General features: G+C 71.8%; 22 protein-coding genes. 15 read left to right on the forward strand and 7 right to left on the reverse strand.

The genetic code is table 11. The annotated features are described in order from the left end of the window. Positions 1–70 precede the first annotated feature (70 nt). Positions 71–1,003, reverse strand: a complete 933-nt coding sequence (gene mshD, locus ACE1OC_RS21920; RefSeq protein WP_407838406.1) for a mycothiol synthase — start codon at positions 1,001–1,003, stop codon at positions 71–73. A gap of 183 nt (positions 1,004–1,186) precedes the next feature. Between mshD and ACE1OC_RS21925 the strand changes: the two genes are divergently transcribed. Next, complete coding sequence (locus ACE1OC_RS21925) at positions 1,187–3,010, forward strand: bifunctional metallophosphatase/5'-nucleotidase (protein ID WP_407838407.1); 1,824 nt, start codon at positions 1,187–1,189, stop codon at positions 3,008–3,010. A gap of 72 nt (positions 3,011–3,082) precedes the next feature. Here ACE1OC_RS21925 and ACE1OC_RS21930 read toward each other — a convergent pair whose 3' ends face one another. Then, complete coding sequence (locus tag ACE1OC_RS21930; RefSeq protein ID WP_407838408.1) at positions 3,083–3,865, reverse strand: alpha/beta fold hydrolase; 783 nt, start codon at positions 3,863–3,865, stop codon at positions 3,083–3,085. A gap of 124 nt (positions 3,866–3,989) precedes the next feature. Here ACE1OC_RS21930 and ACE1OC_RS21935 point away from each other — a divergent pair, with 124 nt between their 5' ends. Continuing rightward, on the forward strand, positions 3,990–4,559 hold the full coding sequence (locus tag ACE1OC_RS21935; RefSeq protein WP_407838409.1) for a TetR/AcrR family transcriptional regulator: 570 nt from the start codon (positions 3,990–3,992) through the stop codon (positions 4,557–4,559). 76 nt (positions 4,560–4,635) lie between these two features. Further along, positions 4,636–5,640 (forward strand): phosphatidylinositol-specific phospholipase C, encoded by a 1,005-nt coding sequence (locus ACE1OC_RS21940; protein WP_407838410.1) that lies wholly within the window; start codon positions 4,636–4,638, stop codon positions 5,638–5,640. Here the strand turns inward: ACE1OC_RS21940 and ACE1OC_RS21945 are convergent. From ACE1OC_RS21945 to ACE1OC_RS21965, 5 genes are all read right to left on the reverse strand, one after another. Further along, the gene (locus ACE1OC_RS21945; protein WP_407838411.1) at positions 5,620–7,080 is read right to left on the reverse strand and encodes a sensor histidine kinase; all 1,461 of its coding nucleotides are present in this window, start codon (positions 7,078–7,080) and stop codon (positions 5,620–5,622) included. The genes ACE1OC_RS21940 and ACE1OC_RS21945 overlap by 21 nt on opposite strands. Continuing rightward, on the reverse strand, positions 7,077–7,820 hold the full coding sequence (locus tag ACE1OC_RS21950) for a response regulator transcription factor (protein ID WP_407838412.1): 744 nt from the start codon (positions 7,818–7,820) through the stop codon (positions 7,077–7,079). Before ACE1OC_RS21950 ends, ACE1OC_RS21945 begins: the two co-directional genes overlap by 4 nt. Before the next feature lie 52 nt (positions 7,821–7,872). Next, positions 7,873–9,096 (reverse strand): S1C family serine protease, encoded by a 1,224-nt coding sequence (locus tag ACE1OC_RS21955; RefSeq protein WP_407838413.1) that lies wholly within the window; start codon positions 9,094–9,096, stop codon positions 7,873–7,875. Positions 9,097–9,588: 492 nt separating this feature from the next. Next, positions 9,589–10,611, reverse strand: a complete 1,023-nt coding sequence (locus tag ACE1OC_RS21960; RefSeq protein ID WP_407838414.1) for a LacI family DNA-binding transcriptional regulator — start codon at positions 10,609–10,611, stop codon at positions 9,589–9,591. A 70-nt stretch (positions 10,612–10,681) separates the two neighbouring features. After that, positions 10,682–11,452 (reverse strand): response regulator transcription factor, encoded by a 771-nt coding sequence (locus ACE1OC_RS21965; RefSeq protein WP_243339450.1) that lies wholly within the window; start codon positions 11,450–11,452, stop codon positions 10,682–10,684. A 510-nt stretch (positions 11,453–11,962) separates the two neighbouring features. On the opposite strand from ACE1OC_RS21965, the gene ACE1OC_RS21970 reads away from it, so the two are divergent. The 12 genes from ACE1OC_RS21970 (at position 11,963) to ACE1OC_RS22025 (ending at position 20,840) form a co-directional block, all read left to right on the forward strand. Next, positions 11,963–12,217 (forward strand): MoaD/ThiS family protein, encoded by a 255-nt coding sequence (locus ACE1OC_RS21970; protein ID WP_112449116.1) that lies wholly within the window; start codon positions 11,963–11,965, stop codon positions 12,215–12,217. 10 nt (positions 12,218–12,227) lie between these two features. Further along, complete coding sequence (locus tag ACE1OC_RS21975; protein ID WP_407838416.1) at positions 12,228–13,676, forward strand: hypothetical protein; 1,449 nt, start codon at positions 12,228–12,230, stop codon at positions 13,674–13,676. Positions 13,677–13,829: 153 nt separating this feature from the next. Continuing rightward, positions 13,830–14,549, forward strand: coding sequence for a DUF2993 domain-containing protein (locus ACE1OC_RS21980; RefSeq protein WP_407838417.1), 720 nt, complete (start codon positions 13,830–13,832; stop codon positions 14,547–14,549). A 164-nt stretch (positions 14,550–14,713) separates the two neighbouring features. After that, positions 14,714–14,797: a putative leader peptide gene (locus ACE1OC_RS21985; RefSeq protein WP_350206375.1), complete on the forward strand. Its 84-nt coding sequence runs from the start codon at positions 14,714–14,716 to the stop codon at positions 14,795–14,797. Between the two features lie 176 nt (positions 14,798–14,973). After that, positions 14,974–15,819 (forward strand): sulfurtransferase, encoded by an 846-nt coding sequence (locus tag ACE1OC_RS21990; RefSeq protein WP_254386601.1) that lies wholly within the window; start codon positions 14,974–14,976, stop codon positions 15,817–15,819. Positions 15,820–15,887: 68 nt separating this feature from the next. After that, positions 15,888–16,178, forward strand: coding sequence for a DUF1416 domain-containing protein (locus ACE1OC_RS21995; protein ID WP_243339454.1), 291 nt, complete (start codon positions 15,888–15,890; stop codon positions 16,176–16,178). A gap of 156 nt (positions 16,179–16,334) precedes the next feature. Next, positions 16,335–16,598 (forward strand): DUF3099 domain-containing protein, encoded by a 264-nt coding sequence (locus tag ACE1OC_RS22000; RefSeq protein WP_407838418.1) that lies wholly within the window; start codon positions 16,335–16,337, stop codon positions 16,596–16,598. 115 nt (positions 16,599–16,713) lie between these two features. Beyond that, positions 16,714–17,580, forward strand: a complete 867-nt coding sequence (locus ACE1OC_RS22005) for a hypothetical protein (protein ID WP_407838419.1) — start codon at positions 16,714–16,716, stop codon at positions 17,578–17,580. Next, a complete protein-coding gene (locus ACE1OC_RS22010; RefSeq protein WP_407838420.1) occupies positions 17,577–18,416 on the forward strand; it encodes a hypothetical protein in 840 nt (279 codons plus the stop codon). Before ACE1OC_RS22005 ends, ACE1OC_RS22010 begins: the two co-directional genes overlap by 4 nt. Next, complete coding sequence (locus tag ACE1OC_RS22015) at positions 18,413–19,351, forward strand: hypothetical protein (protein WP_407838421.1); 939 nt, start codon at positions 18,413–18,415, stop codon at positions 19,349–19,351. Before ACE1OC_RS22010 ends, ACE1OC_RS22015 begins: the two co-directional genes overlap by 4 nt. Positions 19,352–19,656: 305 nt before the next feature. After that, positions 19,657–20,229 carry an FABP family protein gene (locus ACE1OC_RS22020; RefSeq protein WP_250744595.1) on the forward strand — a complete coding sequence of 191 codons (573 nt, stop codon included), beginning with the start codon at positions 19,657–19,659 and terminating at the stop codon, positions 20,227–20,229. Between the two features lie 95 nt (positions 20,230–20,324). Beyond that, the gene (locus tag ACE1OC_RS22025; RefSeq protein ID WP_407838422.1) at positions 20,325–20,840 is read left to right on the forward strand and encodes a Fur family transcriptional regulator; all 516 of its coding nucleotides are present in this window, start codon (positions 20,325–20,327) and stop codon (positions 20,838–20,840) included. Positions 20,841–20,885 lie beyond the last annotated feature (45 nt).

Here is a 20,885-nt window from a genome sequence, read left to right on the forward strand (position 1 = left end):
CCGAGTAGGCCGAGTAGGGACCAGGACGACCCCCGGCCCCCGGCGGGCCGGGGGCCGGGCCGGGTGCGGGTCAGCTCTCCGTGCGGTACATCAGGTCCACCTCGTGGGTGGAGAAGCCGAGGCCCTCGTACACGGCCAGGGCCGCCGGGTTGTCGGCGTCCACGTAGAGCATCGCCGTGGGCAGGCCCGCCGCGGCCAGGTGGCGCAGGCCGATCGCGGTGAGGGCCTTGCCGAGGCCGCCGCCCTGGGCGCCGGGGCGCACTCCGAGGACGTAGACCTCGCCCAGCTGCTGCTCGGCGTGCACCTTCGTCCAGTGGAAGCCGATCAGTTCGCCGTCGCGTTCCGCGAGGAAGAAGCCCTTGGCGTCGAACCAGGGCTGCGCGATGCGGTCGTTCAGGTCCCGCTGGGTGAGGGAGCCCTGCTCGGGGTGGTGGGCGAAGGCCGCCGCGTTGACGGCCAGCCAGGCGGCGTCGTCGGAGCCGGGCACGAAGGTGCGTACGGTCACGCCCGCCGGGAGGACGGCCTCCGGCAGGGGGTCCGCATCCGCGCCGAGCGGGCGGCGGAGCTGGCGCAGTTCGCGGAACAGGGTCAGGCCGAGCACCTGCGCGAGGTGGCGGGCCGCCGACTTGCCGCCGTGCGCCCACACCCGGATCCGCTTGCCTGAGGCGGCCAGCAGGGCGGTGCCCAGCGCCCGCCCGTGCCCGCGCCCGCGCAGCGCGGGGTGGACGACGAGTTCGGCGGCGGGGGCCTCCACCGGGTCGGTGTCCTCCAGTTGCCCGTACGCGGTGAGCCGCCCGTCGGCGGTCAGGAGGAAGTGACGGATCCCCTCCCGTGCTCCGCCGCGCAGCTGGAGCCGGCCCTGCTCGGACACGGCGGTGGTGCCGTCGGTGCGGGCCGCGTCCTCGAGCAGGGCGAGAACGGCGTCGGCCTGTTCGTCCGTCAGTTCGTCGAGGGTCTGGATCTGCCGTCCCGGCTCCAGGACCACTGCTGCGTCGTCAGTCATGGAACCGAGCCTACGACCACGGTGGGGGCCCGGCGGGGTTGCGGCCCGGCGGGGCCCGCGGACGGCCGTCCTTCTCCTGTGTGTAACCAGCTCGATACCCGGTACCCCCTGTCGCGCTACGCGCGTTGACTCTAGGCTTCGGCAGACCTCCCAAGATGTATCGCTGTCCACAAAGGGGAACAAATGTCAGCGACGCCACAACGGCACCGCCGAACCCGCCGGTTGGCCCTCACCGCTCTCGCCGTGGCCACGGCCGGCGGTGCGATGATCGCCGCCGCCCTTCCGGCCGGAGCCGCGAGTGGTGACGGGTACGGCCACGACCACGGCCGCACCGTCGACGTGCAGATGCTGTCGTTCAACGACCTCCACGGCACCCTGGAGCCCCCGCAGGGTTCCTCGGGCACCGTGACCGAGCGTCAGGCCGACGGCACCACCAAGGCCATACCCGCGGGCGGTGTCGAGTACCTCGCCACCGGCCTGCGCGAGGCCCGCAAGGGCCACCGGTACTCCGTCACGGCCGCGGCCGGCGACATGATCGGCGCCAGCCCGATGGTGTCGGGCCTCTTCCACGACGAGCCGACCATCGAGGCGCTCAACGACCTCGACCTGGACGTGAGCAGCGTCGGGAACCACGAGTTCGACGAGGGCAAGACCGAGCTGCGCCGCATGCAGTACGGCGGCTGCCACCCGGTCGAGGGCTGCTTCGAGTACGGCGAGGAGTTCGGCGGCGCCGACTTCAAGTACCTCGCCGCGAACGTGGTGGACGAGAAGACCAAGCGTCCGATGATGAACCCCACCTTCGTCTGGAAGAAGGGGGACGTGAAGATCGGCTTCATCGGCGTCACCCTGGAGGGCACGCCGGACGTCGTGACCGCCGACGGGGTCAAGGGCCTCAAGTTCGGCGACGAGGTCGAGACGATCAACAAGTACGCCAACGAGCTGAACAAGCAGGGCGTGAAGTCGATCGTGGCGCTGATCCACGAGGGCGGCCTGCCCGCGAGCGGCGCGTACAACTACGACTGCGACGTGCCGGGCGCCGGCGCCGGGATCTCCGGGGCCATCGTCGACATCGCGAAGAACGTTTCGCCGAAGGTCGACGCCCTGGTCACCGGTCACACGCACCAGGCGTACGCGTGCAACATCCCCGACCCGGCGGGCAACCCGCGCACGGTCACCTCGGCCGCCTCGTACGGCCGGCTGTTCACGGACACCACGCTGAAGTACGACCGCGCGACCAAGGACATCGTCCGTACGCCGATCGCCTCGCCGCTGGTGGTGCAGAAGGTCGTCAACCGGGACCAGCCCAAGGCCCCGGACCTGACCGAGCTGATCCAGCGCTGGAACGCGCTGGCCGCGCCGATCGCGAACCGTCCGATGGGCTACATCTCGGCGGACATCCCGGGCCGCGGCTCGGCGGAGTACGAGAAGCCGCTCGGTGACCTGATCGCCGACGCGCAGCTGGAGGCCCTGGCCCCGGCGGCCAAGGGCGGCGCCCAGCTCGCCATCATGAACCCGGGCGGCATCCGTGCGGACCTGGCCTACAAGGCCGCCGGCGCCGAGGGCGACGGGGTGGTGACGTACGGGGAGTCGTACACGGTCCAGCCGTTCACCAACATGATGACGGTCGTCGACCTGACCGGCGCCCAGCTGATCACCACGCTCCAGCAGCAGGTCAGCGGCCCGGTCAACGGGCCGAACCCGAAGATCCTGCAGATCTCCAAGGGCTTCTCCTACACCCTGGACACCACCAAGGCGGGTGCGGACCGCATCGTCGTGGACTCGGTGAAGCTGAACGGTGCGCCGATCGACCCCGCCGCGACCTACCGGGTCGCGATGAACGAGTTCCTCGCGGGCGGCGGTGACGGCTTCACCGTCCTGAAGGAGCACAAGAACAAGCTGGTCGGCGCGTCCGACCTGGACATCTTCAACGCCTACCTGACGGGGCACTCCTCGGCGTCCGCGCCGCTGGCCCCGCCGGCGGCGGACCGGATCACGGTCGTCAAGTAACACCTGAGCGAAGAAGGGGCGGTGGGCCACTGGCCTGCCGCCCCTTCGGCGTTCCCGGGGCCCTGCGGTGTCCTACAGCCCGGCCAGGAAGCCGCGTACAGCCTCCGCAAGGCCCTTCGGGTCCTGGAAGGGCACGAAGTGCTCGGTGTCCAGGCCGGCGTACGAGGTCCCGGGACGCCGGGCGACCATCGCGTCGGCCAGCTCCCGGGACAGCACGTCGCTGCGCAGCCCGTGGACGAGCAGTGCCGGGCAGGTGCTCGCGAGCCAGACGTCCCAGCGCGAGCCGTCGTCCCCGGCGAGGGTGGCCAGGGTGGCCGCGGGGTCGAACGGCAGCCGCCAGCCGGCGTCGTCCGCAAGCGGGCGCAGGAAGGGCCCGGTCCCCTCGGCCAGCGGGCCGAGGGCGGCGAGGAGTTCCTCGCGGGTGGGTGCGGCGTACGGGAGCTCGTGCAGGAAGTCCCAGAAGGACAGGGCGTCCTGGCGCGGGCTCTCCACCGGGGCGTCGACGTTGATCAGGGCGGCGATCAGGTCGGGCCGGGCGGCGGCCAGGTGGTAGGCGTTGACCCCGCCGAGGGAGAAGCCGAGGACGGGCACCGGGCCGCCGGGGGCGAGGTGTTCCAGCAGGGCGGCGGCGTCGGCGGCGTAGCCCGCGCGGCTGTACTCGGAGGCGAGGTCGGAGTCGCCGTGCCCGCGCTGGTCGGGGGCGATGACCCGCCACTGGTCGCCGAGGTCGGCGGCGAGGGCGGTGAAGTGGGCGGCCTCGGAGAGCCCGCCGTGCAGGGCGAGCAGCGGGCGGCCGGGCCCGCCGAAGTCCACGTAGGACAGGGTGCGGTCGTCGATCTTCAGCTCGTGGCGCATGGCGTTGCTCTCCCCGTGTGTGCTGGTCGGTGGGCGTGAGTTCAGCCTGCCAGGGGTTGGGCAAGCGCGCAATACGACTGTGTAGCGCGCTTGCCCAAATTTCTGGCGCGGCTACGATCCCGGCATGGGAAATCGCGAGGACCTGCTGGCCGGAGCCCGGCGCTGCCTGGAGGAGAAGGGGTACCTCCGCACGACCGTGCGCGACATCGCCTCGGCCGCGCAGGTGAGCATGGCCGCGATCGGCTACCACTTCGGCACCCGCGAGGTGCTGCTCAACCAGGCGCTGTTCGCGGCCATGGACGAATGGGCCGCGGGGTCGGGCAGGCTCGCCGGGCAGGGCGAAACCGCGCGGGAGCGCTACGCCGACACCTGGGACCGCAAGATCCGGGACTTCGGCGAGATGCGCTGGCTCTGGACCGCCTCCGTCGAGGCCTTCGTGCACGCGCAGTCCTCGCCCGAGCTGCTCGCCGTCCTGGCCGAGGGCCAGCGCCACAACCGGCGCATGGTGGCCGCGCAGCTGCGCGGGGTCCCGGTCGAGGAGGTCGAGGAGGAGGACGTACGGAGCCTCGGCTCGGTGCACATCGCGCTGCTGACCGGGGTCATGGTGCAGTGCCTGACCGACCCGGAGCACGCGCCGGACGGCCGGTCCCTGGCCCAAGGGCTGCGTGCGATGGCGGAGTTGCTCGAAAGCTGATGCCTACCCGTGGGTAGTAATGCATGGCTCCGCGCGCCATAATCCGGGCCACCACTGGGTCGGCAAAGGGGCGGGCATGGGCGTGGGCACGGGCACGGGCACGGGCATCGGCGTGGGTGCGGATGTGGATGCGGGCGCGGGTACGGGCGGGGTCACGGGCGCGAGCTCGGGTACGGGCGCGGGTACGGGGCTGCGGCGGCGCGGCTTCCTGGCGGGGGCGGCGGCCCTCGGCGGCGCGACCCTGCTCGGCGCGGGCGCCGGGACGGCCTCGGCCGCCACCGGGGCCGCATCCACCGCCGCACTAGGCACCCAGGACTGGATGAGCGGGCTCGGCGACTCCACCGCCCTCCAGCGGATGACCATCCCCGGCACCCACGACTCGGGCGCCACCCGGGGCGGGCTCTACGTCGCCTGCCAGAACACCTCCATCGCCGACCAGCTCGGCTCCGGGATCCGCTTCCTCGACGTCCGCTGCCGGGTGACCGGCGGATCGTTCGCGATCCACCACGGCGCGTACTACCAGAACCTGATGTTCGGCGACGTCCTCGCCGCCTGCTGGAACTTCCTCGCCGCGCACCCCTCCGAGACCGTGCTGATGCGGCTCAAGCAGGAGTACTCCGAGGAGAGCGACGCCACCTTCCGCGCCGTCTTCGACGACTACCTGAACAACCGGGGCTGGAGCCCGCTCTTCAAGATCGCGGACTCGCTCCCCACCCTCGGCCAGGTCCGCGGAAAGGTGCTGCTGCTCCCCGACAACGGCGGCCTGCCCGGCGGCCTGCGCTACGGCGACGGCAACGTCTTCGACATCCAGGACGACTACATGGCCGAGCCCTTCGCCAAGCGGGGCAAGATCGAGAACCACTTCCGCAAGGCCGTCCAGCAGCCCGGCCGGTTCTTCATGAACTACACCAGCACGGCCGCGGCCCTGCCGCCCCGCTGGAACTCCGACCGCCTCAACCCGCAGGTGCACGCCTTCGTCGACGGCTCCGAGCTGGCCGGCCGGACCGGGCTCGGGATCGTCCCGATGGACTTCCCCAACACCCGCTCCGGCCTGGTCGCCTCACTGATCCGGCACAACTGACGCCTGCGCGGGCGGCGGAGCCGGGGCGCCCGGGATGCCGATGACCGCCTCGGTGCCCGGGCCGCCGTCCGCCGGGGCGCGCAGGGCGGCCGTGCCGCCCGCGCGCTGCACCGTACGGGCCACGATGGACAGGCCGAGGCCGCTGCCGGGCAGGGCCCGGGCGGACGGGGAGCGCCAGAACCGCTCGAAGACGTGCGGGAGGTCGTCGGCCGGGATGCCGGGACCGCGGTCCCGTACGGTCAGCTCGCCCGCGCGCAGGGACACGGTGACCGTGCTGCCCGGCGGGCTGAACTTCACCGCGTTGTCCAGGACGTTGACCACGGCCCGCTCCAGGGCCGCCGCCTCGCCGCGTACGTACCAGGGCGCCAGGTCCGAGTCGAACTCCAGCTCCGGACCGCGCAGCCGGGCCCGGGACAGCGCCGCACTCGCGATCTCGTGCAGGGCCACCACTCCGAGGGGGCCGGGGGCGGCCGCGTCGGGGCGGGACAGCTCCTGCAAGTCGCCGATCAGCGAGGCCAGTTCCGTCATCTGTGCCTTGACCGAGGCCAGCAGCTCCTTGCGGTCCTCCGGCGGGATGGCCCGGCCGGTCTCCTCGCTGCGCGCCAGCAGTTCGATGTTGGTGCGGAGCGAGGTGAGCGGGGTGCGCAGCTCGTGCCCGGCGTCCGCGATCAGCTGGGCCTGGCGCTCCTGGGAGGAGGCGAGCGCGGCCGTCATGGAGTTGAAGGAGCGCGAGAGGCGGGCGATCTCGTCGTCGCCCTCGTCGGGGATGCGTACGGTCAGGTCCTCGGTGCGGGCGATGTGCTCGACGGCGCCGGTCAGTTCGTCGACCGGGCGCAGCCCCGTACGGGCCACCCAGAGGCCGGCGACGCCGGCGCCGAGGATGCCGACGCCGGAGACGAAGACGAGCACCCAGGCCAGGGTGGACAGGGGCTTGTCGATGTCGGCGAGCGGCTTGGCGATGGAGATGGCGAAGAGCGGAGAGGTCGCGGAGACCCGCGCGGGCTGGGTGTAGACACGCATGTCCATGCCTTCGGCGGTGGTCACGTCGTGCAGGGTGCCGTTCCGCAGGCCCGCGGCGATCTGCTTGTCGAGCTCGGTGACCGGCAGGTTCTGCGGACCGCTGACCCAGCAGTGCCTGCCGTCGGCCGTCACGATCTGCACGGACGCGTTGAGGCTGCCGGCGATCTCCTGGCCGGGCTGCGCGTTCTGGTTGGCGGGAGCCTTCTCCGGGCACGGCCGGTTGTCGAAGATGAGCCGGCCCACCTGGTCGGACGCGTTCGTCGACATCAGGGACTGGTCCAGCTGGTCGCGCAGCTGCGTGCGCACCATCACCCAGGACACCGCGGCGACCGCCGCGACGGCGAGCGCCACCGCGACGGTGACCAGCAGGGCGAGGCGGGAGCGGAGGGGCAGTGCGCGGAATCTGGCGGTGGGGCTCACTCCGGACCGCCGGTGTCGCCGGCCCCGGCCGCGCGCAGGACGTAGCCCACCCCTCGTACGGTGTGGACCAGGCGGGGCTCGCCCCCGGCCTCGGTCTTGCGGCGCAGGTACATCACGTACACGTCCAGGGAGTTGGAGCTGGGCTCGAAGTCGAAGCCCCATACGGTCTTGAGGATCTGCTCGCGGGTCAGGACCTGGCGCGGGTGCGCGAGGAACATCTCCAGCAGGGTGAACTCGGTACGGGTCAGCTCCACCGGGCGACCGCCGCGGGTGACCTCGCGGGTGGCGAGGTCCATGCGCAGGTCGCCGAAGGTCAGCGCGTCCTCGGCCCCGGCGTCCCCGGGTGCGGGGGCGGCGTAGGAGCTGCGGCGCAGCAGGGCGCGGACCCGGGCGAAGAGCTCGTCCAGCTCGAACGGCTTGACCAGGTAGTCGTCGGCGCCCGCGTCGAGGCCGGTGACCCGGTCGCCGACCGTGTCGCGGGCGGTCAGCATCAGGACCGGCGTGGTGCTGCCGGCGGCGCGCAGTCGGCGGGCGGCGGTCAGGCCGTCCATCCGGGGCATCTGGATGTCCAGGATGATCAGGTCGGGGCGGTACGAGTCCGCCCGGTCGAGGGCGTCGAGTCCGTCGACGGCGGTCTGCGTGCCGTACCCCTCGAAGGCCAGGCTGCGGCGCAGGGCCTCGCGTACGGCCGGTTCGTCGTCGACGACGAGGATGCGCTGCTGGTCGCCTTCGGCGCTCATACGGGGTCCCCCCAGGTGGTGGTCGGTCTCCTACCAGGCTCGCACGGGCGGGCTAGAAGGAGGTCCCGAAACCGTTTGCGGTGTTGCCGGTGCCGCTGTCGGCGTTGTTGCCCGCGCCGCCGGGGCCGCCCTTGCGCAGGGAGGGGAGGTCGGCCTTGATGGTGTTGACGGGGATGGCGAAGCCGAGGCCGACGCTGCCGGCGGAGCCGCTGCCGCTGGAGGGGGAGTAGATCGCGGAGGGCATGCCCACGATCTCGCCGTTCATGTTGACCAGGGCGCCGCCGGAGTTGCCCGGGTTGAGGGAGGCGTCGGTCTGGATGGCCTTGTACGAGGTGGTGTCCGTGCCGGTGTTCCCGTTGAACTGCTTGCCTCCGTAGGAGAACGGGAAGCCGTCCTGCGGGGACTGCTGCTTCTCGGACTTCGGGACGTTCACCTCGCGGTTGAGCGCGGAGACGATGCCGCTGGTGACCGTGCCGGTGAGGCGGTCGGGGGAGCCGATGGCGACGACCTCGTCGCCGACCTTGATGTTGTCGGAGTTGCCGAGGACGGCGGGCTTGAGGCCGCTCGCGCCTTCCAGCTTGATGAGGGCGAGGTCCTTGTCCGGGTCCGTGCCGACGATCTTCGCGCTGTACTTCTTGCCGTCGCTCATCGTCACCTGGATCTTGGCGGCGCCGTCGATCACGTGGTTGTTGGTGACGATCTCGCCGTCGGCGGTGATCACGATGCCGGAGCCGGTGCCCTGGCCGGAGGAGGTGCTGGTGTCGATGCGGACGACGGAGGGGCTGACGTTCTCGGCGACGCCGGAGACGGTGCCGTTGCTCGACTGGGAGATGGTGCTGCCGTTGACGCCGTTGCCGGTGCCGTTGGTCTTGTTCAGCATCTGCTGGACGGCGGCTGCCGTTCCGCCGCCGACGACGGCGGCCGCGAGGGCCACGGCGGCGAGGAGGGCGACCGGGCGCTTGGCTCGGGCGTGGCCGTGGCCCTGCGGGGCGGGGGCCGCGGGGGCGGCGTCGCCCCAGGTGGCCCAGCCGCCGTTGCCGATGCCGCCGCTCCCGCTGGTCTGGGGGACGGTCTCGCCCTGGATGACGGGGGGCGTGTGGGCCTCGTGCCAGCCGGGGGCCGGGGCGGCCGGGGGGTAGGCGGGCGGCGGCGGGTACGCGGCGTCCTGTGCGAGCCGGTCACGACCGCGCTGCCAGTCCTCGCCCCAGGGGGCGGCGGGCTGCTGGGGGCGGTTCTCCTGGGGGTACTCGCCTTCGCGGCGGAGGTTCTCGGTCATGACTACGACTGTGTCCGCCGATGATGAGAGCTTCCTGAGTCCCCGCTGAGAAGCCCGACAGAACCGTGTATGCCCGATATAAGCCCGGGCTGGGGCGGGCGCGGGCGGGTGCGGGTGGGTGGGCCCTGCGGGGCTGTCCCCTACCCGCCCTTCGCCCGTTCCCCGGGCTTCGCCCGGACCCGTTGCCGGGGGCCAGCCCCCGACCCCCGCTCCTCAAACGCCGGAGGGGCTGGATAGATCCAGCCTCGCCGGCGTTTGAGGCGCGGGGTCTGGGGCGGAGCCCCAGGGGGGTCCGGGGCACCGCCCCGGGGAACGGGCGAAGGGCGGGTAGGGGACCTTGCCCCGCAGGGCCGACCCAGCCGCACGCGCCCACCGGCCTCCGCCCCGGACAGCAGTGGCGGAGGCCCCGCCCAGCCACCGCCGGACGGAGTCCGGCGCAGCGGCGCGATGCCCGCGCAGCGGTGCGAGCTCCGCGTCAAGAAGGGGCAGGGGCTAGCGGCAGCCGCAGCTGCGGCGGATGACCAGGGCCGACGGGAACTGCTTCAGGCGTTCGCGGCGGGAGCCCGCCACGCGCAGGCCGTCGTCCAGGACGAGGTCCACCGCCGCGCGGGCCATCGCCGGGCGGTCCGAGGCGACCGTGGTCAGCGGCGGGTCCGTGAGGGCCGCCTCCTTCACGTCGTCGAAGCCGGCGACCGCGAGCTGCTCGGGGACGTCGATGCGGAGCTCGCGCGCGGCCCGCAGCACGCCGATCGCCTGGTCGTCCGTGGCGCAGAAGATCGCCGTCGGCCGGTCGGGCCGGTCCAGGACCTCCAGGGCGACCTTGTACGCGTCGTAGCGGTTGTACGGGGCCTCGATGATCCGGCCCTCGGTCGAGCGGCCGGACTCCTGCATGGCCCGGCGCCAGCCCTCGACGTGGTCGGCCACCGGGTCGCCCACGGACGGGGTGTTCTCGATGCCGCCGATGCAGGCGACGTACTCGTGCCCGTGCTCCAGGAGGTGCCGGGTGGCGAGCTGCGCGCCGCCGATGTCGTCCGTGACGACGGCGACGTCGTCGATGGCCTCGGGGCGCTCGTGGAGGAGGACCACGCGGGCGTCCCAGGCCTCGATCTCGGACGCGGCCTGCTCGCTCATGCCCTGGCTGACCAGGATCAGGCCGGAGACCCGCATCCCGAGGAAGGCCCGCAGATAGTGGACCTCGCGCTCGGTGCGGTAGTCGGAGTTGCCGACCAGCACCATCTTTCCGCGCTCGGCGGCGGCCTGCTCGACCGCGTGCGCCATCTCCGCGAAGAACGGCTGGCGGGCATCGGGGACGATCATGCCTATGAGGTCGGTGCGCCGCGAGGCCATCGCCTGCGCGACCCGGTCCGGGCGGTAGCCCAGTTCCTTGATCGCGGCGAGGACACGCTCGCGCGTGGCCGGGGCAACCGGCCTGGGTCCGTTGTTGATGACGTAGCTCACGACGGCGGTAGAAGTACCCGCAAGTCGTGCCACGTCATCCCGCGTCACCTTGGCCACGCGCGGAAGTCTACGCGGGGTGACCTACCTCTGGGCAGGGCGTCCGGAGGAGGTCATTCCCGCGGGCTCCCTAGTCCATCCGGGTGAGTGCCGCGGCAGCCCGCGCGGAGGCCTCGGCCGCCGCCTTCGTCGCCGCCTGCGCGGCCGCTTCCGCCGCCGCCCGTTCCACCTTCTCCGGAGTGACGAAGCGGTACCCGACGTTGCGGACGGTACCGATCAGCGACTCGTGCTCGGGGCCGAGTTTCGCGCGCAGGCGCCGTACGTGCACGTCGACGGTGCGGGTGCCGCCGAAGTAGTCGTAGCCCCACACCTCCTGGAGGAGCTGCGCGCGGGTGAAGACCCGGCCCGGGTGCTGGGCGAGGTACTTCAGGAGCTCGAACTCCTTGAAGGTCAGGTCCAGGACCCGGCCCTTCAGCTTCGCCGAGTACGTCGCCTCGTCGACCGACAGGTCGCCGTTGCGGATCTCCATGGGGGAGTCGTCCGAGCCGAGCTGCTGGCGGCCCGTGGCCAGGCGCAGCCGCGCTTCGACCTCGGCCGGTCCCGCGGTGTCGAGGAGGACGTCGTCGATGCCCCAGTCGGCGGTGACGGCCGCGAGGCCGCCCTCGGTGACGACGAGGATCAGCGGGCAGCCGGGCCCCGTGGAGCGCAGCAGCTGGCACAGCGACCGCACCTGGGGCAGGTCGCGGCGGCCGTCGACGAGGATCACGTCGGCGCCCGGGGTGTCCACGAGGGCGGGGCCCTCGGCCGGAGCCACCCGGACGCTGTGGAGCAGCAGGCCGAGGGCCGGCAGGACCTCGGTCGAGGGCTGCAGGGCGTTGGTCAGGAGCAGGAGTGAGCTCATGCCCGACCACCCGCCCGGGTCGAGCGGTGGTGCTGTTGGTGTGCGTGCGCAGGTGCGTGCGCCTGTACCTCTGCCTGCACCTGCACTTGCACGACGGTTCGCTGGTCCATCACGTCGGTTCCTCCTCGGTCCCGTCGAGGACTTTCGCGGCACTGCTTCGTACGACTTGCCTGGTGTCCGTCCGGTCCCCGCGCCCTGAGGTCCGGATGGATACCACTGTTCTCGGTCCGTTCAACGTGCTGAAAGCACAAAAGGACCCGGGGGCTACGTTGCCCGGATCCTCTCGCCAGCAGAATAGCCCACCCGCCCCGGCCGGGCCGAGGCTTCGGAGCCTTCCACTTCTGTGGTTCCCACCACCCCGGGACCTGCATATGCGCCGGTATCACCGGATCGGTGGACCCGGTACGGGCCGCTCGGGCGCACGCGGGGCGCGCGGAGGCACGCCGGGATCGGGCGCGCGAGGGGTCATGATGGAGGCCGACGGCAGAGCGCCGACGAGAGGAGCGTGCAGTGGCAACCGGAACCATCCGCTACTGGGCGGCGGCGAAGGCCGCGGCCAAGACGGCGGAGGAGCCGTACTCGGCGCGGACACTGGCCGAGGCGCTCGACGCCGTGCGGGAACGCCACCCCGGGGAGCTGACCCGGGTCCTGCTGCGCTGCTCCTTCCTCGTGAACGAAGAGCCCGTGGGCAAGCGCCCGCACGATTCCGTCGAGCTGACCGAGGGGGGCACCGTCGAGGTGCTCCCGCCGTTCGCGGGCGGGTGAGCGGACCCCGATGACTACACCGAGCACGCCTGAGGAACAGCAGCGGCAACTGCAGCAAGAGCAGCAGCAACTGCAGCAGCAGCAAGAGCAGCCCGATCCCTACGGGACCCAGACCTGGCAGTCTCCGACGTGGGACACCTCGTACCAGCCGGTCCAGGCCCCGCTGGAGGGCGTACCGGCGCAGTACCCGGTCGCCCCCGAGGGCTGGTTCCGCGAGGAGCCGCAGGCGCAGGCCCAGCAGCAGGCGCAGGCTCAGCCCCAGGGGCCCGTCTCCGGTCAGGAGTGGGGGCAGCAGCAGGCGTACGCCGACCCGTACGCGGATCCCTACGCGGCGCCGGCCGCCTATCCGCAGACCCCGGCCCCGGTCGCGGCGCCGGACCACTGGTTCCGCGACGAGGCACAGGCCGGGCGGGCCCCGCAGGCCGAGCCGCAGCAGCAGTGGGGGGAGACGGCGTACCCGCCGCCCGCCCACCCCGGCCCGGTTGACCCGTTCCAGGCCCAGGCCCAGGCCCAGGCCCAGGCTCCGGCTCCGGCCCAGGCTCCGGCCCCCGGCCAGGAGTGGGTCGCGGAGCAGGCCCCGTACCTCCCGCAGCAGGCGGCCGAGTTCCCGGGCGGGGCTCCCGCCGCGGACGCGGTGGCCGGCGGGACGGCCGAAGAGGAGCCCGCCTGGTCGCCGCCCACCCTCGCCGGCAACACGCTGCGCGCCGTGGACCCGGCCCAGGCCCGCGCCGAAGGCCGCTCGCCGATCATCGATCCCGGTCCGCAGGCGGCCATACTGACGGCCGCCCTCGGGCTGGTCATCGCGGCCGCCGCCGCTCTGGGCGAGCTCGCGCTGCTCGCGCCGCTGATCGCCCTCCAGGGCCTCACCGCGGCGGGCTGGTTCCGGCTCAACGGCATGTGGCCGGCCCGTCAGGGCATCGCCCTGGCCTTCGCCGGGGCGGTCGTCGCCGACGGGGCGGTGCTCGCGGTGGACGAGCCGTACGGCCCCGGCGCGATCGTCGGCACCCTCGGCGCCTGGGTGCTGCTGACGCTGGTGCTCCAGCTGCGCAGCCACGCCGATCCGGACGAGCGGATGTACGGGCTGATGGCCTCGGTGGCTTCGGCCGCGCTGGCCATCGTCTGCGCCGGCTACCTCGCGGCCGACTCCGCCGCCGCGAGCGTGGGGGCCGCCGCCGTGGCGGTGGCCGTCTTCGCCCGCGCGCTCCCGCTGCCCACCGCGCCCTCGGTCGGCGTCTCGCTGGCCGCCGCGGCCGGTGCGGGCATCGCCGTGGGCGGGCTGACGTCCGTCGGTGCGGGCGGTGCGCTGATCGGCCTGGCGGCCGGTGTGTGCGCGCTGATCGGGCTGCGCGTGGCGGCGTACGACTACCCGTCGAAGTTCGTCCACATGACGGCCGGTGTCGCGCTGCCGCTGGCCGCGGCGGCCCCGGCGGTCTATCTGATCGGCCGGGTGGTGGGCTGAGGCCCCGGCCTCCCCCCAGGACTCCCTCCGGCTGCCCTTCCTGACCGCCCGTCCCGCTTGCCCGGGGCGGGCGTTGTCGCATCAGCTCACAGCGCCCTCACGGCCGGACATGGTCCACTGGGCCGACGTACCAATCGTCTGGGGGGTGGGCACGTGCGTGTCCTGCGTGTCGTGGTGATCATCGGAGTGGTCCTCGGTGGCCTGTTCGTCGGGGTGGACCGCTGGGCGGCCGGCTATGCCGAGGACCGGATGGCGGAGCGGATCCAGGCCCGGCAGGGGCTGTCGGGCGTGGAGGTGGGCATCCAGGGGTTCCCCTTCCTGACCCAGGCGCTCTCCCGCGACCTCGACCAGGTGGACCTGAAGGTGGCCGGCGTCGACGTGGCGACGGCGGACGGCCGTACGACGCACCTGTCCCGGCTGCGCGTCGCCTTCCGGGGAGTGGAGCTGAACGGTGACTACGACGGCGGCACCGCCCGGTCCGCCAAGGGCTCGGCCCTCGTCTCGTACGCCGACCTGACCGCGGCCGCCCAGCCCGGGGTGACGGTCGCCTACGGCGGTGCGCCGGGCAAGCTGAAGGTCACCGCGAGCGTGGAGTTCCTCGGCCGGACGCTCAGCCGCAGCGTGATCTCGACGGTCTCGCTGGTCGACGCCGGCGACGGAAAGGGCGGGAAGACGGTCCGGGTCCGCGCCGACGAGGTGCCGGGTGAGGGCCTGCCCGGGATCGAGGCCGTGGTGCGCAAGAAGACCGACTTCGACCGGCGGATCGACGGCGAGGGCGGTCTGCCGTCGGGGGTCCGGCTGACGACGCTGACCTCGGACGAGGCGGGTCTGGAGCTCACCCTCGGCGGTACGAATCTGGCGCTGGCCGGATAGTGAGACGAGAGGGTCCGATCCGCAGATGGGAGGGCCCTTCGGGGCCCCGGGCGCCCCGCGCCGGAAGATCGGCAAGGGCTCCGATCCCACTATACGGACGATCCTGTCTCGAAATATGACACGGCGGTGACAGGGCGGCCGATTCGTCCCTACGATCCATGGCTATGAAGCATCAGCAGGCGGACCTCACGAAGCGACGGGCAGTAGACCTGTGTCGCGTCGCCGCCATGCTCTGTCGATCCATGTGACGTGTGAGCGCATCCCGCTCCATTGCCGGACGACGGCCTTCCGCTTTCCCGTGTGACCACCTGTGCCTCCCGCCCTCCTGAAGCCTCCCCGCAACAGGATCTGCGAGCGCACCCGGACGCACGCACCCCGCACCACCAGCACCACCCCGCCGCACACTGCCCCGGAGGAGAACATCATGAGCCGCAGCGACGTCCTCGTAGACGCCGACTGGGTCGAGGCCCACCTGAACGACGCCAACGTCGTCATCGTCGAGGTGGACGAGGACACGTCCGCGTACGACAAGAACCACATCACCAACGCCGTCCGGATCGACTGGAAGAGCGACCTCCAGGACCCGGTCCGCCGCGACTTCGTGGACCAGGAGGGCTTCGAGAAGCTCCTCTCCGCCAAGGGCATCTCCAACGACGACACCGTCGTCCTCTACGGCGGCAACAACAACTGGTTCGCGTCCTACGCCTACTGGTACTTCAAGCTCTACGGCCACCAGGACGTCCGCCTGCTCGACGGCGGCCGCAAGAAGTGGGAGCTCGACTCCCGCGACCTGGTCGACGGCACCGAGGTCCCGAACCGCCCGGCCACCGAGTACAAGGCCAAGGCCCAGGACACCTCGATCCGCGCCTTCCGTGACGACGCGGTCGCCGCGATCGGCACCAAGAACCTGGTCGACGTCCGCTCGCCCGACGAGTTCTCCGGCAAGCTGCTCGCGCCGGCTCACCTCCCGCAGGAGCAGTCGCAGCGTCCGGGTCACATCCCGAGCGCCCGCAACATCCCGTGGTCGAAGAACGCCAACGACGACGGCACCTTCAAGTCCGACGAGGAGCTCACCGCCCTCTACCAGGCCGAGCAGGTCGACCTGGCGAAGGACACCATCGCCTACTGCCGCATCGGTGAGCGCTCCGCGCTCACCTGGTTCGTGCTGCACGAGCTCCTGGGCCAGGAGAACGTCAAGAACTACGACGGCTCGTGGACCGAGTACGGCTCGCTGGTCGGCGTGCCGATCGAGCTCGGCCCGAACAAGTAGTTCTCGGCACCCAGCATTCCGGGCATGCGACGCCCGTAGTCATACCTCTCTAGGACAGGACAGAGAACATGTGTGGAGCAAAGATCGGCGGGCCCGACCTCTCGACGCTGAAGCCCGGTGAGACGGCCATTCAGGGCCAGGTCACCAAGGACGGCGAGCCCATCAGCGGCTACGTCCGTCTGCTCGACTCGACCGGCGAGTTCACCGCCGAGGTCCCGACCTCGGCCACCGGCCAGTTCCGCTTCTACGCGGCCGAGGGCTCCTGGACGCTGCGCGCGCTCGTGCCCGGCGCCCAGGCGGACCGTGCCGTGGTCGTCGTCGAGTCCGGCGGCGTCACGGATGTGGCGATCGCGGTCTGAGCACCGCACCTGTGTGACCGTATGACCGTATGAAAGACCGGCCGAAGGGCCGCACCCCCGGGGGTTGGACGCCATCGGATCGGGGTGCGGCCCTTCGTGCCGTTCCGGGCCGTTCCGGGCCTCCCCGGGAGCGCGGGGCCGCCCTACCCTGGAGGCATGTACGCCCGGCGCCGGCGCGCCTACTTCCTGCTCATGGGCGGATGCCTGTTCCTCTTCGTCTCCGCCTGGTCCTTCGTGCGCCTGTGGTCCGTCGAGGCCGCCGTGGCGATGTGCGTGGTCGCCATGGTCATCCCCCCGGTCGCCGCGATCGTCGCGAACCGGCGCGGCCCCGATGACCGCTGGTGGGACGACCCCTCGGGCGACGCGAAGTCCGACGAGTGGTGGGACGAACTGGATGGAAAGCGACGTCACGAGGACTGAAACCGGTTGAGATAAAAATGTAATAAGGATGACCACAACATCTCCCCACGGCAGGGTGTCTTGTGTGTACGCGGGCAAATGGATCCGCGACTCCAGTCCTGTGGGGGGACTTCCCTTGGAACACGATCAGACCATCCCTGAGCAGCGGAAAGAGGAGGACAGCACCCCGGAGCAGGGCATTGCGGACGCAACGCGAACTGCTCCCGCAGCCCCTCCCGAGGCCGCCCTCGACGCAGTTCCGGAAGCCGCTCCGGCCGCTCCGGCCGCTCCCCGCCGCCGCGGCCGCACGGTCCTCCTGATCGCCGGCGCCGCCGTGCTGGGCGTCCTGGCGGGCACGGTCACCGGTTACGCGATCCAGTACGACCGCGAACCGACCCCGCTGGCCCCGCTGGCGCAGCAGGTGATCGAGGTCCCGGATCCGCTCGCGCCCATCGACTCGACCACCCTGCGCTCCATCAACGCCAACCGCTGGGTCAAGACCGACGACGACCTGACCAAACTGCTGCTCGACGCCCCCGGGAACGCCAAGGCCGGGATGTCCGGCACGGAGTCCCCGGACGCCTTCGCCGCGGACTGGTACGAGGAGCCCGGTCGCGGTCTCACCTTCCAGACCGGCCGTGGCGTGCGCCGCATCGCCGCCCGGAGCTGGTCCGAGAACGATCGCGATTTCTTTACGGTCCGCCTGTTCCAGTACCGGGACCGGTCGGGAGCGTCCGGGTACCAGAGCGACCACTCCTATATGAGCGGCAAGGAGTACGCGGGCAACGGGGGCAAGGACTTCCCCGGCGTCCCCGCGCAGTTCGGGCACATGTGGATCGACTCGAAGAGCACCCAGGAGCCCGGCTACCACCCGGTGCGCTCCGCGCGTGTCATCGCCCGGCGCGGCGACATCGTCATGGAGATCAAGTACGAGAACAACCGTGGTGACGTCGATGAGGACCGCCTTGTCGACGTCGCCAAGCGTCAGTGGGAGCGGCTGTGAGCGAGGAGCGGAACACAGAACAGCAGATGATCGGCGGGCAGCAGCCAGACCCGGGCACGGCCCCTGCGCAGGCGCCGGTCGCCGGGCCCCCGCGCAAGGCCGGCCGCAAGATGGTCGCGCTGATCGCCGGCGGGCTGGGCGTCGCCCTCCTCGCGGGTGCCGGCTTCGCGGCATCGGAGCGCATGGACCAGGCGGACCGGAGCGCGCCGACGCGCTACTGGGTCCCGGACGGACCGCAGCCCACCGGGTCGAGCTGGCGGCCCCCGGTCGTACCGACGAACGACCTGACGGCCAGGATCCTCCCGCTGCCTGCCGAGTACGCGTTGGGCCCCGACATCGGCCCGGAGGGCAACGACTTCTACGTCTCCGGCGAGCAGGCGTTGCAGACGTTCAAGGAGGCGCGGACCGGCCTCTCCGGCGCAGCGCGCGCCGAGCGGGACAAGGCGCTGGCGGACCTGAAGCTCAAGGGGGTGGCCGGGCGCAGCTATCTCGAGTCCCGGAAGGGCTGGGTCGCCGAGGTCCACCTCACGCAGGCCGACCCGAAGGCCATCGCCTCGCTCTCGAACATCGGCAAGGAGTTCCTGGAGCTGGCCTCGGGCGACGGCGAGGCGCCCAAGGTGGACGGGTTCCCGGACGCCAAGTGCGTCCAGAACGTCCTCGGCCGGGAGAAGGTCGAGGACAAGGACAAGATCGGCACAGTCGACTGCCTGGCCGTCGAGGGCGACCTGCTCGTCAGCTTCCGGATGTACGGAGCCAGACCGTTCTCCGCGAAGGACGCCACCGACCTGTTCAAGATCCAGCTGAAGCACCTGAAGTCCCCCGGGGAGTCCGCGTGAGCGAGCAGAGCAGCACCGAGGTCGCGGCGGCGACCCCCGAGGATGCCGCGGCGCAGCCGACCGTGGCGACGGACGCCGTTCTCGACGCGATCCCCCACACCGTCCCCGACGCGAATCCCGCACAGGTTCCCGCCGCGCCCAAGGACCGCCGCAAGCTGTTCGCCGCGCTCCGCTGGACCGCCGCCGTGCTCGTCTTCGCCGCCGTCGGCTCCGGAGTCGCGTACGGGATCACCCAGCCCGAGCGCACGGACATTCCGGGGTTGTCCACCAAGTCCGACGGCCGCTGGGTCTACCCGAAGCTGTCCAAGCCGCAGCTGCCGGCGGGCGCCGCCCTGCCCTTCGCCGAGGACAACCCGGAGGGCATCCATTACGCCGGCCTGACCCAGCTACTGCTGCCGCCGCCCGTCGGTTCCACCCCCGACTCCACGCTGAAGCTGGAGAAGGACGAGGTGGTCACCGTCGACACCTTCGTGTCGGAGTACCAGGACAGCCTGCGCGAGAAGCTGAGGACGGACCTGGGCCACGAGGGGCTGCGCCAGATCGTCGCCCGCGGCTGGACGACCCCGGACGGCACGCGCACCCGTATCTACCTGCTCCGCTTCCACGCGTCCGGCTTCGTCGACGCCTTCACCGGATGCCGCGTCTCCATGGGCCTGAGCGGCGCCCTCGTGCTGCAGGCCGACAGCGTGTGGGCCAAGGCCAAGGCCACGCAGCGCACCGATCTGGGGCACGGGACCTCCGGGTACGCCACCCAGGGCAACACCAGCGACCTGTCCCTGTACCAGGAGGCCGAGCCGACGGGGGACGAGCGGTTCAGGGTCGGGTGCATCCAGTCCGGCGACATCCAGGCCGTCGTCCTGCAGAGCGGCAAGGGCGAGGTGGCGGCCGTCCCCTTCCATCAGACGGCCGTCCTGCAGCACCAGCTGCTGCGCTGAGCCGGGGCGACGCCCCGCGGTCCGCGCGGCCCGCGTACGGCCTACCTCACACGGTGCCCCGGTCCCCAGGCCAGTAGGCTTGGGGACCGGCCCCGTAACGCCACCCTTAACACTCCGAGGAGCACCCCGTGCTTGAGGCAGTCTTCACCTCCCTGCTGGTCCTGGTCTGCGTCGGCGTCCTCGCCTTCTCCGGACTGGCCGTGAAGAAGCTGTACCAGGGCCAGCGCTGATCCCCCGGGATCTGCCGCCGACCGCCCCGGATACCGGAACCCCTCCCACAGATCGCCTGAGCTGAGCAGCCATTCATGATCCAGATCCCGTCCGACCTGAACCCGGGTCTCGTCCCCCTCGCCTTCCTCCTCGGCAACTGGGAGGGCGCAGGCGTCTTCGACTTCCCCGGTGAGGAGAAGTGCAACTTCGGCCAGGAAGTCGTCTTCAGCCACGACGGCCGGGACTTCCTGGAGTACACCTCCCACACCTGGGTGCTCGACGCCGAGGGCAACAAGGTGCGGCCGCTGGAGTCCGAGTCGGGCTACTGGCGCATCGACAAGGACCGCAAGGTCGAGATCGTCATGGTCCGCGACCAGGGCGTCGTCGAGGTCTGGTACGGCGAGCTCGCCGACAAGAAGCCGCAGATCGACGTGGTCACCGACGCGGTCGCCCGCACCGCGGCCTCCGGCCCGTACAGCGGTGGCAAGCGGCTCTACGGCTACGTGAAGAGCGACCTGATGTGGGTCGGCGAGAAGGCCACCCCCGAGGTCGAACTGCGCCCGTACATGTCGGCCCAGCTGAAGAAGGTCGTCACCCCCGAGGAGGTCGCGGAGATGGCGCGCAACCTCCCGGACATGCCGGACGACGGCATCGCCTTCTTCCGCTGAGCCGCTGAGTCGCTGAGTCGCTGAGCCGCACGAGTCGTACCCGCAGCAAGCGTGCGCAGGAGCCCCCGGCCGCCCCGGCCGCCGGGGGCTCCCGCATGCGCCCCGCCTCCCCGCTCCCCCCGCGGCGGCCCGAGGCCTACACTGGCCGGGTGGTGACCACCGACAGCACCGAGAACCTCGCCGCCGCCGACGGCGGCGACTGGAAGAGCGACCTGCGCCAGCGCGGATACCGCCTGACCCCGCAGCGCCAGCTCGTGCTGGAAGCCGTGGACGCCCTGGAGCACGCGACCCCGGACGAGATCCTCGTCGAGGTGCGCAAGACGGCCTCCGGGGTCAACATCTCCACGGTCTACCGCACGCTGGAGCTCCTGGAGGAGCTGAAGCTGGTCTCGCACGCCCACCTCGGGCACGGGGCCCCCACGTACCACCTCGCCGACCGGCACCACCACATCCACCTGGTCTGCCGGGACTGCACCGAGGTCATCGAGGCGGACGTGGACATCGCCGCCGAGTTCACCTCCAAGCTCCGCGACACCTTCGGCTTCGAGACCGACATGAAGCACTTCGCGATCTTCGGCCGCTGCAAGAACTGCGCCGCCAAGCAGCGCTAGGCAGCGGGCACCACCGGGCGTGCCCTAGGTGTGCCCGGGGCAGGG

Origin of the sequence: Streptomyces stoeckheimensis (assembly GCF_045822005.1) — a bacterium.
Classification (GTDB): Bacteria; Actinomycetota; Actinomycetes; order Streptomycetales; family Streptomycetaceae; genus Streptomyces; species Streptomyces stoeckheimensis.